10 protein-coding genes are annotated in these 13,362 nt (G+C 65.1%); all 10 read left to right on the top strand.

Annotated elements, in window-relative coordinates:
* Positions 1 to 5: 5 nt before the first annotated feature.
* Entirely contained in the window at positions 6 to 968 is a 963-nt protein-coding gene (puuE, locus tag AC07XP_RS15930; RefSeq protein WP_062480836.1) for an allantoinase PuuE, read from the top strand.
* The gene (gene uraD / locus AC07XP_RS15925; protein ID WP_495265214.1) at positions 965 to 2,752 is read left to right on the top strand and encodes a 2-oxo-4-hydroxy-4-carboxy-5-ureidoimidazoline decarboxylase; all 1,788 of its coding nucleotides are present in this window, start codon (positions 965 to 967) and stop codon (positions 2,750 to 2,752) included. Before puuE ends, uraD begins: the two co-directional genes overlap by 4 nt.
* A 23-nt stretch (positions 2,753 to 2,775) precedes the next feature.
* Positions 2,776 to 4,002, top strand: coding sequence for a M20 family metallopeptidase (locus AC07XP_RS15920; protein ID WP_095744180.1), 1,227 nt, complete (start codon positions 2,776 to 2,778; stop codon positions 4,000 to 4,002).
* Between the two features lie 185 nt (positions 4,003 to 4,187).
* Positions 4,188 to 5,891 carry a CehA/McbA family metallohydrolase domain-containing protein gene (locus tag AC07XP_RS15915; protein ID WP_495265213.1) on the top strand — a complete coding sequence of 568 codons (1,704 nt, stop codon included), beginning with the start codon at positions 4,188 to 4,190 and terminating at the stop codon, positions 5,889 to 5,891.
* Between the two features lie 187 nt (positions 5,892 to 6,078).
* Positions 6,079 to 7,176 carry a hypothetical protein gene (locus AC07XP_RS15910; protein ID WP_495265212.1) on the top strand — a complete coding sequence of 366 codons (1,098 nt, stop codon included), beginning with the start codon at positions 6,079 to 6,081 and terminating at the stop codon, positions 7,174 to 7,176.
* Positions 7,169 to 8,017 carry a nucleotidyl transferase AbiEii/AbiGii toxin family protein gene (locus AC07XP_RS15905; protein ID WP_495265211.1) on the top strand — a complete coding sequence of 283 codons (849 nt, stop codon included), beginning with the start codon at positions 7,169 to 7,171 and terminating at the stop codon, positions 8,015 to 8,017. Before AC07XP_RS15910 ends, AC07XP_RS15905 begins: the two co-directional genes overlap by 8 nt.
* A 506-nt stretch (positions 8,018 to 8,523) precedes the next feature.
* On the top strand, positions 8,524 to 10,017 hold the full coding sequence (locus AC07XP_RS15900; RefSeq protein ID WP_354348131.1) for an NCS1 family nucleobase:cation symporter-1: 1,494 nt from the start codon (positions 8,524 to 8,526) through the stop codon (positions 10,015 to 10,017).
* Positions 10,018 to 10,044: 27 nt separating this feature from the next.
* A complete protein-coding gene (locus AC07XP_RS15895) occupies positions 10,045 to 10,782 on the top strand; it encodes an aspartate/glutamate racemase family protein (protein ID WP_495265210.1) in 738 nt (245 codons plus the stop codon).
* A gap of 14 nt (positions 10,783 to 10,796) precedes the next feature.
* Positions 10,797 to 11,558, top strand: a complete 762-nt coding sequence (locus AC07XP_RS15890; RefSeq protein ID WP_095744177.1) for a GntR family transcriptional regulator — start codon at positions 10,797 to 10,799, stop codon at positions 11,556 to 11,558.
* A 222-nt stretch (positions 11,559 to 11,780) separates the two neighbouring features.
* Positions 11,781 to 13,271 carry a nucleobase:cation symporter-2 family protein gene (locus AC07XP_RS15885; protein ID WP_492734328.1) on the top strand — a complete coding sequence of 497 codons (1,491 nt, stop codon included), beginning with the start codon at positions 11,781 to 11,783 and terminating at the stop codon, positions 13,269 to 13,271.
* The last annotated feature ends 91 nt before the right edge of the window (positions 13,272 to 13,362 follow it).

Genomic DNA, 13,362 nt, shown 5'->3' with positions numbered 1-13,362 from the left:
ACACCATGACCGTCTACGACACCACCCTGCCCTACCCGCGCGACCTGATCGGCTACGGCCGCAACCCGCCCCACGCCCGCTGGCCCGGCGGCGCGCGCGTGGCGGTGCAGTTCGTCCTCAACTACGAAGAAGGCGGCGAGAACGCCACGCTGCACGGCGACGCGGGCTCCGAGCAGTTCCTTTCCGAGATGTTCAACCCGGCGAGCTTCCCCGACCGGCACATCAGCATGGAAGGCATCTACGAGTACGGCTCGCGCGCCGGCGTGTGGCGCATCCTGCGCGAGTTCGAAAAGCGCGGCCTGCCACTCACCGTGTTCGGCGTGGGCATGGCGCTGCAGCGCTACCCCGAGCTCACGGCCGCCTTCAAGGAACTCGGCCACGAGATCGCCTGCCACGGCTGGCGCTGGATCCATTACCAGAACCTCGATGAAGCCACCGAGCGCGAGCACATGCGCCTGGGCATGGAAGCGATCGAAAAGCTCACCGGCGAGCGCGCGCTCGGCTGGTACACCGGCCGCGACAGCCCGCGCACGCGCCGCCTCGTGGCCGACTACGGCGGCTTCGAGTACGACAGCGACTACTACGGCGACGACCTGCCCTTCTGGATGAAGGTGCAAAAGACCGACGGCAGCGTCGTGCCCCAGCTCATCGTGCCCTACACGCTGGACTGCAACGACATGCGCTTTGCGCTGCCGCAGGGCTACTCGCACGCCGACCCGTTCTTCCAGTACATGAAGGACACCTTCGACGCGCTGTACGCCGAAGGCGACCCGAACGGCGACGACAGCCCGAAGATGATGAGCATCGGCATGCACTGCCGCCTGCTCGGCCGCCCCGGCCGCATCACGGCGCTGCAGCGCTTCCTCGATCACATCGCCACGCACGACAAGGTCTGGGTCTGCCGCCGCGTCGACATCGCACGCCACTGGAAGCAGGCACATCCTTTCGAAGCCGGAGCCGCATCATGAGCACCCCTCTCCTCACCCTTGCCCAACTCAACGCCGCGGGGCCGGCCGCTGCCGTCGCCATGCTCGACGGCGTGTACGAACACTCGCCCTGGATCGCGCAGCGCGCGCTGGTGCAGCGCCCCTTCCGCTCGCTCGCGCATCTGAAGCACGCGCTGGTGCAGGCGCTGGCCGCGTCGTCGGCCGACGAGCAGATCGGCCTGATCCGCGCCCACCCCGAGCTCGCCGGCAAGGCCATGGTCAGCAAGACGCTCACCGCCGAGTCGACCAACGAGCAGAACAAGGCCGGCCTGACCGACTGCACGCCCGAAGAGTTCGCGCAGATCCAGAAGCTCAACGCCGACTACAACGCGAAGTTCGGCTTCCCGTTCATCCTGGCCGTGCGCGGCCCGCGCGGCACGGGCCTGGCCAAGCGCGAGATCATCGAGACCTTCGCTCGCCGGCTGCACAACCACCCGAGCTTCGAACTTGGCGAGGCGCTGCGCAACATCCACCGCATCGCCGAGATCCGCCTGAACGACAAGTTCGGCGCCGACATCACGCTCGGCAACGACGTGTGGGACTGGCAGGAACAGCTTTCGGTGCACACCGACCCCGGCTATGCCGAGAAGGGCCAGCTCACCGTCACCTACCTGACCGACGCGCACCGCGCCTGCGCCGCGAACATCTCGGGCTGGATGCGCGACTGCGGCTTCGACTCCGTGCACATCGATGCCGTGGGCAACGTGGTCGGCCGCTACGAAGGCGCCACGCCCGACGCCAAGACCCTGCTCACCGGCTCGCACTACGACACCGTGCGCAACGGCGGCAAGTACGACGGCCGCCTGGGCATCTTCGTGCCCATGGCCTGCGTGCATGAACTCAAGCGCCAGAACCGCCGCCTGCCCTTCGCCTTCGAAGTCGTCGGCTTCGCCGAAGAAGAAGGCCAGCGCTACAAGGCCACCTTCCTCGGCTCGGGCGCGCTCATCGGCCACTTCGATCAGCGCTGGCTCGACCAGAAGGACGCCGACGGCATCACCATGCGCGAGGCCATGCAGCATGCAGGCCTGAAGGAAGAAGACATTCCGAAGATCCAGCGCGACCCGGCGCGCTACCTCGGCTTCGTCGAGGTGCACATCGAACAGGGCCCCGTGCTCACCGAGCTCGACCTGCCGCTGGGCATCGTCACCTCCATCAACGGCAGCGTGCGCTATGTGGGCGAAGTCATCGGCATGGCCAGCCACGCCGGCACCACGCCCATGGACCGCCGCCGCGACGCCGCCGCCGCCGTGGCCGAACTCATCCTCTACACCGAACAGCGCGCAGCGAAAGACGGCGACTCGGTCGGCACCGTCGGCATGCTCGAAGTGCCCAGCGGCTCCATCAACGTCGTGCCCGGCCGCTGCAAGTTCAGCCTCGACCTGCGCGCGCCGAACAACGCACAGCGCGACGCACTGGCCAACGACGTGGTCGCTGCACTGAAGGACATCTGCGAACGCCGCGGCGTGCGCTACGAGCTCGAGGAAACCATGCGCGCCGCCGCCGCGCCGAGCGAACCCGCCTGGCAGCAGCGCTGGGAACAGGCCGTCGATGCGCTGGGCATTCCGCTTTTCCGCATGCCCAGCGGCGCCGGCCACGACGCGATGAAACTGCACGAGGTGATGCCGCAGGCCATGCTCTTCGTGCGCGGCATCAACTCGGGCATCAGCCACAACCCGCTCGAGTCGAGCACCAACGACGACATTCAATTGGCCGTGCAGGCGTTCCAGCTGCTGCTGGACAACCTCGCCACCGAACAAGCCCACTGACCGACCCCACAAGAACAACCACCATGACCGACTACGCCAAACTCGACGCCTGGATCGACGCCCACTTCGACGAGGAAGTGCAATTCCTGCAGCAACTGGTGCAGGTGCCCACCGACACGCCGCCCGGCAACAACGCGCCGCACGCCGAGCGTACCGCCGAGCTGCTGAAGGACTTCGGCCTCGACGCCGAGAAGCACGCCGTGCCCGCGCAAGAGGTGAAGGACTACGGCCTCGAATCGATCACCAACCTGATCGTGCGCCGCAAGTACGGCAACGGCGGACGCACCGTGGCGCTCAACGCCCACGGCGACGTGGTGCCGCCCGGTGAAGGCTGGACGCACGACCCGTACGGCGGCGAGATCGTCGATGGCAGCCTGTACGGCCGCGCCGCCGCCGTCAGCAAGAGCGACTTCGCCAGCTTCACCTTCGCGCTGCGCGCGCTCGAAGCCGTGGCCAAGCCCACCCAGGGCAGCATCGAACTGCACTTCACCTACGACGAAGAGTTTGGCGGCATCCTCGGCCCGGGCTGGCTGCTCGAGAAGGGCCTGACCAAGCCCGACCTCATGATCGCGGCCGGCTTCAGCTACGAAGTGGTCACCGCGCACAACGGCTGCCTGCAGATGGAAGTCACCGTGCACGGCAAGATGGCCCACGCCGCCGTGCCCACCACCGGCATCGACGCGCTGCAGGGCGCCACCAAGATCCTGAACGCGCTGTACGCGCAGAACACGCTCTACCAGAAGGTCACGTCGAAGGTCGAGGGCATCACGCACCCGTACCTGAACGTGGGCCGCATCGAGGGCGGCACCAACACCAACGTCGTGCCCGGCAAGGTCGTGTTCAAGCTCGACCGCCGCATGATCCCCGAAGAGAACCCGGTCGAGGTCGAAGCCAACATCCGCCAGGTGATCGCCGATGCCGCCGCCGAAAGCGCGGGCATCACGGTCGAGATCAAGCGCATGCTGCTCGCCAACTCGATGAAGCCGCTGGCCGGCAACAAGCCGCTGGTCGACGCGATCCAGAAGCACGGCGGCGAGCTGTTCGGCGAACCCATCAAGGCCATGGGCACGCCGCTGTACACCGACGTGCGCCTGTACGTCGAAGCCGGCATTCCCGGCGTGATCTACGGCGCCGGCCCGCGCACCGTGCTCGAGTCGCACGCCAAGCGCAGCGACGAGCGCGTGGTGCTCGAAGACCTGCGCCGCGCGACCAAGGTGGTGGCGCGCACGCTGAGCGACCTGCTGGCCTGAGCGCCCTGAACTGCGACTGAAAGCGCATGCCTTCGGGCGTGAACTTTCATTGCAGTTTCATCGAAGCGTCACGACAGGATTTCAGACTCCGGGGTTCTCCGGCGGATGCGCTTTCACGCCATCCGCCTCATTGAAATCCCGAAGCGACGGCCAGCCATGCGCTGGCCGTTGCTGCTTGTGTCGCCATGAAAATCCTGCCTCCCGCACCCCGCTTTCGCACCACGCTTTTCTCTTCCCTCGCGCTCGGCGCGGCCCTGCTGACCGCGTGCGGCGGCGGCTCCGGCGGCGGTGCGCCGTTCGCCGGCCTGCCCATCGCGCCGCCGGCCCCCGCACCGGCGCCCTCGCCCGCCACACCGCCGCCGGCCGCGCCGGCCGCGCCGGCCGGCCGCTGGACCGTGGGCGACCTGCATGTCCACACCATCCAGTCGGAGGACACGCAGCAGATTTCCACGCTCGACCAGGTGCTCGCCAAGGCCTTCGACAGCTTCGGCCTCGACTGGGTCGCGCTCTCGGACCACCTGCGCATGTCTTCCTATGACAACGACGGCCGCAAGCTCGACCCGGCGATCCCGTTCTCGCGAGGCATGGCCCTCTATCAGGTGCCGCGCATCAAGGCGCTGCAGGCCGGCGGCAAGTACGCCGACAAGACGATCTTCGCGTCCTTCGAATGGGACATGGCCACGCACGACCACGGCAACGTCGGCATCCTGACCGACAGCCCGATGTCCGACGCGGCGCTCAAGGCCGTGAGCCAGTTCGAATACCTGTTCACCAACCGCGACCCCGCGCTGTTCCCGGCCGCCGACGTGGCCGCGTGGAACGCCAAGGACGCACGCGCCTTCACCACGCACGAAGACGTGCTCAAGGCCATCGCGTGGCTCAAGAAGAACTACCCCGACTCCAGCTACCTGCAGATCAACCACCCCTCGCGCAGCCCCGGCAAATACACGGCCACCCAGCTGCGCGAGATGAACGACGCCGCGCCCGACATCGTGTTCTCGCTCGAGGGCATGGTCGGCAACCAGATGGAGCCCGACCGCGGCGGCTACGAGAGCGCCTACACGCCGGCCAACCTGCCCTCGCGCACCTACGGCGGCGTCGACTACCTCGTCGCCAAACTCGGTGGCACCTGGGACGCCCTGCTGTCCGAAGGCCGCCACATCTGGAACACGGCCGATTCCGACTACCACTTCACCACCTCCAAGGGCCTGTACAGCAGCGGCTACGCGCCCGGCGAGTACGCCAGGAACCACCTCTGGGGCGACATCAAGGACCCGAAGTCGCTGCTCACCGCGATGCGCTCGGGCAAGCTCTTCGCGGTCAACGGCAGCCTCATCAACGCGCTCGACTTCAAGGTGCAAAGCGCCAAGGGCGCGGGCGAGATGGGCACCGAAGTGAGTGCCAAGCCCGGCGAAGACCTGAAGATCACCATTCGCTTCAAGAGCCCCGAGCGCAACAACTTCGAGTACCAGCTCGGCAGCGGCGTGTACGCCAACGTGAAGCCGGTGGTCGACCACATCGACCTCATCGCCGGCGACGTCACCGGCCGCGAACTCCCGGGCACTCCCGGCTACGCGCGCGACACCAACCCGACGACCCGCGTGGTCAAGCGCTTCACCCGCGCCGACTGGACGCTCGACACCGAAGGCTACTTCGCGGTGACCTACACCGTGAAGGCCGGCAACAACCAGTACTTCCGCCTGCGCGGCACCAACCTGGGCACCGACGTGCCGAACGAAACCGCGGGCGGCGAGCCGCTGTTCGATGCACGCACGCCCACGCCGGCCGGCGACGACCCGGTCACACGCTTCAATGCGATCAATGCGCGCAACTACAACGACCTGTGGTTCTATTCGAATCCGGTGTTCGTGAAGGTGGCGGGGCAGTAAGCCGCGCGCCCTCACCCCCCGGCCTCCAAGGCGCCATGTCCCTCGCGGGGCATGGCGCTTTTTCTTTGTCCACCCAGTTACAGCTGTATGCAAACACAGCAAGTCAAGGGAATTTACCAGTTGGTACAACACCTCAGTAGCCGAAAAATATTTACTAGAATCGCCAGATTCACCAAACGGTAAATTCATGGCTACGTCCGAACCGGACTTGGAAAGTGCTTTTCACACCCTTCGACTCAAGCTCGAAGCGATCCCGCACATCACCAGCATCGAAGTCAGCGACGAAATTGAAAGGGGCCGAGGTCTACCTGGCGCGACATTCGAAGTTACTTCGACCGAAGGCACGCAGCGGATCGACATTGAAGCCAAGAGTTCAGGGGAGCCTCGATTCGTCCGCGAGGCTTCTTTTTTCCTCGCCGATCGTGGCCGTGCCTACCCAGGAAGTTATGGCGTTGTGGTCGCCCCGTACATCTCTCCTGAGTCAAGGGCCATCCTTCGATCACAAGGGCAAGGGTGGATGGACCTTGCGGGAAATTGCTTTCTCAGCTTCGCCGGCATTCACATCGAGATCGAAAAAACCGACGTCAACCCATTCGGCACGCGTCGAAAACAGAAGTCAGTCTTTAGCCCAAAGTCGAGCCGCATTCTGAAGGTACTCCTCGCCGAACGCAGACCGCTTCGAGGCAACGAAATTGCGAGCCGTGCCCACGTCAGCACGGCCCAGGTCAGCAAGATCAGAGAGGTGTTGATTGATCGTGAATGGGCAACTTCCGACCCATCAGGCCTGAGGGTGGTGAAGCCCATCGAACTGCTTCAAGCATGGCGGGAGGAGCGGCAAGCACCTGACCTGCTGGCGCAGGGTTACACGATCTACCACGGTGCTGCGCTGGATACTCATATTCAGACCCTCTTCATGAAATCCAAGACGACACCGTTCAATACGTTGTTGCTGGCCGGCCACTCCGTTGCACGCCGGATCGCCCCATATGCGCGGGTTCCTGGGGAGTTCTTCTACGCTGACCGTCACAGTCTCGAACTCCTTGAGGACTTCCTCCGCCTTGAGCCCAGTGACATGGGCGCGAACGTATTCGTGTATGAGCCGGAGGACGACATGATGCAACTCGACAGCATTGCGATCTCACCGGATCCCGTCCGCGGGACGGGCCTCATTCAAACCTATCTCGATCTCTCCGCCATGGGAGACCGCGATCGCGAGGCAGCAGATCACCTCTTCAGTGAGAAGCTTGCGCGTGCACTGGGCACAGGAATCAACCGGCATGACTGAAATGCATGCCTATGACGATCGCAGCACCCATGCGGTTTACTCTGTACTCGTCGAATTGGGACAAGTTCTGGGGGCCTACACCGATCGATTCGTTGTCGTAGGTGGCTCTGTGCCATGGCTGCTGCTACCAAGAGCAGAGCCAAGACACATCGGGACGATTGATGTAGATCTCAGCCTCGACCATGAGGCGCTCGGCGATGGCGAGTATGTCAACTTGGTCGGCCTGCTCGAGCTTGCGGGCTATAAACGCGACCTCAATTTGATGAGGCCATTCCAAATGGTGCGTTCTGTTGACATCGATCAAGGTCCACCAGTCAACGTAATCGTCGATTTTCTGATGCCGCGCAAGGCAAAGCTCGTGAAGAACGACCCGCCGTTGCTTGCAGGCTTTGCTGTTCAACGCGCTGACGGCGCTGATGTGGCGAACGCACATTTCGTCAAGCGTGAGTTCAGTGGCTACATGCCAGACGGGCGACACAACACAGTCCAGCTGCGCATCGCAAGCATCCCTGCTCTGCTGGTGATGAAGGGCTATGCGCTCGTCGGCCGAGACAAGCCGAAGGATGCATACGACATTTATTACGTCATCAGGCACTACGAGGACGGCCTCGACTCCCTAGCAGATGCATGCCGCCCCCTGTTGACGAACATAGTGGCACGCAATGCCTACGCGAACATCGCGGCAAAATTCTCGGGAGTTGACGCTTACGGGCCCCAGACGGTGCGCAAGTTCCTTGTTGAGTCGGGTGCCACGAACGGCATGACGCCAGCCCAGATCGCGCAAGACGCATTTGGGCAAGTAAGCAATTGGCTCAAGCATCTCGGGAAACTTTGGGGTTAGATAAGCGGGCGGCGGACAAACCTGCCTTCGCGGCCCAGTTGCCGCCGGGTGTCGCCGACGCCACAGGGCTGCATCGTGGTCGGCCAGACGGACCCAATCTCGGTTGTCGGCACCTCGTCGCGGCGAGCCCGACCGCAATACTTGCACGACGCGCGCAGCGGCACCGCATGTCTCCGCTATGCGGGCGAACTGCATAGCGAACATCTCGTGCGGGGCTGTGCATCCGTTCCGCCCGTTGCACCACCTCGCACATCGCCTCATGCCGACGGCGCCAAATCCAGGCTTCAGCTCGCCCCGTCGCCAGTTTTCTTCTTGCCAAGAAAGCTAGATCGCCTCGTCCTTCAGCAGCTCGCCCCGTCACCCCCGCATCAGGGAATCTACGGATATATGATTCCCCGCATGGCCTTGATTGAGTTCAATTTTTGTATACAAATAACGCACCCATAAAGACGGCGCGAAATTTGCGTCAAAAAATCCCTCATCCCAACCAAGTACGAGGAAAGACCATGAGCACAGTCGCCAGCCATGCCCCCGCGGGGGCCAGCGAAGCCGGCATCGCGCCGCACGCGGAATCGAATGCCCTCATCAAGCCGGGCTACGACCCGCGCCTGACCAACGAGGACCTCGCCCCGCTCAAGAAGCAGACCTGGGGGCAATACAACATCTTTGCGTTCTGGATGTCCGACGTGCACAGCGTGGGCGGCTACATCACGGCCGGCAGCCTGTTCGCGCTGGGCCTGTCGAGCTGGCAGGTGCTGGTGGCGCTGCTGGTGGGCATCGTGATCGTGCAGGTCTTCTGCAACCTGGTGGCCAAGCCCAGCCAGGTGACGGGCGTGCCCTACCCCGTGGTGTGCCGCGCCTCCTTCGGCGTGCTGGGCGCCAACATCCCTGCCATCATCCGCGGGCTGATCGCGGTGGCCTGGTACGGCGTGCAGACCTACCTGGCGTCGGCCGCCTTCATGGTGCTGGCGCTGCACATGGCGCCGGGCCTGGCACCGTATGCCGACGTGGCGCAGTACGGCTTCGTCGGCCTCTCGGCCCTGGGCTGGGTGGCGTTCATGGTCATGTGGGTGCTGCAGGCCTTCGTGTTCTGGCACGGCATGGAAGCCATTCGCAAGTTCATCGACTGGGCCGGTCCGGCGGTGTACGTGGTGATGGCCGTGCTGTGCGGCTGGCTGGTGTGGAAGGCCGGCTGGAGCAACATCGACCTGAACCTGGGCGGCATCAAGTTCCAGGGCTGGGACGCGCTGCCCGTGATGCTCTCGGCCATCGCGCTGGTGGTCAGCTACTTCAGCGGCCCGATGCTGAACTTCGGCGACTTCTCGCGCTACGGCAAGAGCTTCGACGCGGTGAAGAAGGGCAACTTCTGGGGCCTGCCGGTCAACTTCGTGTTCTTCTCGCTGCTCACGGTGATCACCACGGCCGCCACGCTGCCCGTTTTTGGTGAACTGATCACCGACCCGGTGCACACCGTGGGCAAGATCGACAGCACCACGGCCGTCGTGCTGGGCGCGCTGACCTTCATGATCGCCACGATCGGCATCAACATCGTGGCCAACTTCGTGTCGCCGGCCTTCGACTTCTCGAACGTGGCGCCGCAGCACATCAGCTGGCGCACGGGCGGCATGATCGCCGCGGTGGGCTCGGTGTTTCTCACGCCCTGGAACCTTTACAACAGCCCCGAGGTCATCCACTACACGCTGGACGTGCTGGGCTCGTTCATCGGCCCGCTGTTCGGCATCCTGATTGCCGATTACTACATCGTGCGCAAGCAGCGCATCGACGTCGACGCGCTCTACACCATGAGCAAGCAGGGCAAGTACTGGTACAGCGGCGGCTACAACCCGAAGGCGATCCAGGCGCTGGTGCCGTCGGCCCTCGTGCCCATCCTGTGCGTGATGGTGCCGACGCTGCGCGGCGCCGCCAACTATGCGTGGTTCATCGGCATGGGCCTGGGCTTCGTGCTCTACGTGCTCTTGAACCGCAACAACAAGACTTGAAAAACTGACCGAAGAAGGGACCGCGCCGTGCGCATCAAGATCATCAACCCCAACACCACCTGGAGCATGACCGAGAAGATCGGTGCCTGCGCCCGCGCGGTGGCGCACGCCGGCACCGAGATCGTGGCCGTGAGCCCGGCCATGGGGCCGGTCTCCATCGAGAGCCACTACGACGAGGCGCTGGCCGTGCCGGGGTTGCTGCAGGAGATCGCGGCGGGCGAGCGCGACGGCATCGACGGCTACGTGATCGCCTGCTTCGGCGACCCGGGCCTGAAGGCGGCGCGCGAGCTGGCGCGCGGCCCGGTGGTCGGTATCGCCGAAGCGGCGATGCACCTGGCCAGCATGATCGGCAGCCGCTTCAGCGTGGTGACCACGCTGGGCCGCACCATGGGCCAGGCCTGGCACCTGGCCGAGATCTACGGCATGGAGCGCTTCTGCGCCAACGTGCGCGCCTGCGAGCTGCCGGTGCTCGAACTGGAAGAGCCGGGCTCCAACGCCCGCGAGCGCATCGTCGACGAATGCCGGCGCGCGCTCGAAGAAGACGGCTCTGATTGCATCGTGCTCGGCTGCGCCGGCATGACCGACCTGTGCGCGCACATCGAGCAGGTGCTCGGCGTGCCGGTGATCGACGGCGTGGCCGCCGGCACCAAGCTCATCGAATCGCTGGTGGCGCTGAAGCTGCGCACCAGCAAGCGCGGCGAGCTGGCAAGGCCTTTACCCAAGCCCATGATCGGCGCGCTCGAGGCCTTCACGCTCACGCGCTGAGCCACAATCGACGGATGCCCCGCGCCAGTTCCAAAACCTCCGTCCCTTCCGCCGCCCCCGTCGCCGCACCGGCCGAGAACGGCGCGGCGCCGGCCGACAAGAACAGTTCCATCGAGAGCATCGCCAACGACATCGCCACCGCGATCGTCGAGAAGCGCCTGCCGCCCGGCACCTGGCTGCGCGAAGAGGCGCTGGGCCGCGTCTACTCGGTGAGCCGCACCAAGGTGCGCGCGGCGCTCCTGATGCTGTCGAAGGACAAGCTCATCGAGATGATTCCCGACAAGGGCGCCTTCGTCTGCCAGCCCACGGTGGACGAGGCGCGCGAGGTGTTCGCCGTGCGCCGCATCCTCGAGCGCGAGGTGGTGCGCCTGTTCATCGCCAACGCCCGGCCGCGCGACTACCAGACGCTCGAGCAGCACATCAAGTTCGAACGCACCGCGCTGCGCCAGAGCACCACCATGGGCACGGTGCGCGAGAAACTGCTGGGCGACTTTCACGTGGCGCTGGCCGAAGCCACCGGCAACCACACGCTGGCCGAGATGGTGCGCGAACTCGTGGCGCGCAGCTCGCTGATCGCGATGCTTTATCACTCGTCGAACGACCCGCACTGCTCGTCCGACGAGCACTCCGACTTCCTGCGCCTGTGCCGCAAGGGCGACGTCGAAGCGGCCGTGACCTGCATGATCGAGCACCTCGAACGCATCGAGGCGAGCCTCGAACTGGGCACCGAGAAGCCCGACCGCCAGCTCGACCTGGTCAAGGCGCTGCTGGCCTGAGCCAGCATCGCTGACGCGCCCCACTCCCCCGACCTGAGCGCCGGCCGAAACGCCGGAGGCCTCGGCGCGCGCCTCTCACAGCGCTTCTTCGCCGGATTCGGGTTTACCTGAATCTGGATTGCCGCATAAATTGTATACAGTTTCGCGTACACAACTGGTGTGCGCGACGGCTCTGCGACGCGCATCACTGCTCCGTTCCCCTCGCCGCGCCAGGAGACAACGATGACGGCAGATTCCCTTTCCAGCAATGTCCATCCCGTGGACCAGCGCCTGCCTTCGGGCAAGCTCGCGGCCCTCGGCCTGCAGCACGTGCTCGTGATGTACGCAGGCGCCGTCGCGGTGCCGCTCATCGTAGGCCGCGCGCTCAAGCTCTCGCCCGACGAGGTCGCGCTGCTGATCTCGGCCGACCTGTTCTGCTGCGGCATCGCCACGCTGATCCAGGCGCTGGGCGCCACGCAGTGGTTCGGCATCAAGCTGCCCGTGATGATGGGCGTGACCTTCGCCTCGGTGGCCCCCATGGTCGCCATCGCCAACGCCAACCCGGGGCAGAACGGAGCGCAGCTGCTGTTCGGCGCCATCATCGGCGCGGGGGTGATATCGATACTGATCGCACCATTGGTGAGCCGCATGCTGCGGTTCTTCCCGCCGGTGGTGACGGGCACGATCATCGCGGTGATCGGCATCAGCCTGATGCGCGTGGGCATCAACTGGATCTTCGGCAACCCCGTGGGCCCGACGGCGCCCGCGCTGGTCGACCCGGTGTACGCCAAGTGGCTGGCCGAGGTCACCTCGCCGGGCAGCTCGATCCCCGCGGTGCCCAAGGGCTTCGCGATCATGCCCACCGTGCCCAACCCCAAGTACGCCGACCTGTCGGGCTTCGGCGTGGCCGCACTGGTGCTGGTGTCGATCCTGCTGATCGTGAAATACGCCAAGGGCTTCATCGCCAACATCTCGGTGCTGCTGGGCATCGTGATCGGTGCGGTGGTGGCCTCGATCACCGGCCTCATGACCTACGAGAAGGTCGGCAAGGCCGCCTGGGTCGACGTCGTGCTGCCCTTCCACTTCGGCATGCCGCTGTTCGACCCGATCCTGATCCTCACGATGACGCTCATCATGATCGTGGTGATGATCGAATCGACCGGCATGTTCCTCGCGCTGGGCGAAATGACCGACCGCAAGATCAGCCAGCAAGACCTGGCCAAGGGCCTGCGCACCGACGGCCTGGGCACGCTCATCGGCGGCATCTTCAACACCTTCCCGTACACCAGCTTCTCGCAGAACGTGGGCCTGGTGGCCGTCACCGGCATCAAGAGCCGTTATGTGTGCGTGGCCGGCGGCGTGATCCTGATCGTGCTGGGCTTGCTGCCGAAGATGGCCGCGCTGGTCGAGTCGCTGCCCACCGTGGTGCTCGGCGGCGCGGGCCTCGTGATGTTCGGCATGGTGGCCGCCACCGGCATCCGCATCCTGTCGGGCGTGGACTTCAAGACCAACCGCCACAACGCCATGATCGTCGCCGTGTCGATCGGCGTCGGCATGATTCCGCTCATCGCCCCCAACTTCAAGCAGTGGATGCCGCACTCGATCCACTCGCTGATCGAGTCGGGCATCCTGCTGGCGTCGATCACGGCCGTGCTGCTGAACCTGTTCCTCAACGGTGCGAAGCACGACGAAGAGGCGGTGATCGCGGCGGCCAAGCACGCCGACGCGCACTGATGGACTAGGGCCTGTTCACGCTATTTCTGGCGTCGCGTTGGCCGGCAAAGGGGTGGCTGCAAGGCGCCCGTGCGCAGCAAGGCTTCTGCCT

The organism is Variovorax sp. GW531-E2, assembly GCF_059423125.1.
The sequence above is the reverse complement of the archived record's forward strand: the minus strand, read 5'-3'. Positions and strand labels throughout refer to the sequence as shown.

Coding starts and splice junctions, on each gene's coding strand:
- AC07XP_RS15910 (WP_495265212.1), top strand. CDS start 6,079: ATGGCTACGTCCGAACCGGACTTGGAAAGTGCTTTTCACACCCTTCGA.
- puuE (WP_062480836.1), top strand. CDS start 6: ATGACCGTCTACGACACCACCCTGCCCTACCCGCGCGACCTGATCGGC.
- uraD (WP_495265214.1), top strand. CDS start 965: ATGAGCACCCCTCTCCTCACCCTTGCCCAACTCAACGCCGCGGGGCCG.
- AC07XP_RS15920 (WP_095744180.1), top strand. CDS start 2,776: ATGACCGACTACGCCAAACTCGACGCCTGGATCGACGCCCACTTCGAC.
- AC07XP_RS15890 (WP_095744177.1), top strand. CDS start 10,797: ATGCCCCGCGCCAGTTCCAAAACCTCCGTCCCTTCCGCCGCCCCCGTC.
- AC07XP_RS15885 (WP_492734328.1), top strand. CDS start 11,781: ATGACGGCAGATTCCCTTTCCAGCAATGTCCATCCCGTGGACCAGCGC.
- AC07XP_RS15905 (WP_495265211.1), top strand. CDS start 7,169: ATGACTGAAATGCATGCCTATGACGATCGCAGCACCCATGCGGTTTAC.
- AC07XP_RS15900 (WP_354348131.1), top strand. CDS start 8,524: ATGAGCACAGTCGCCAGCCATGCCCCCGCGGGGGCCAGCGAAGCCGGC.
- AC07XP_RS15915 (WP_495265213.1), top strand. CDS start 4,188: ATGAAAATCCTGCCTCCCGCACCCCGCTTTCGCACCACGCTTTTCTCT.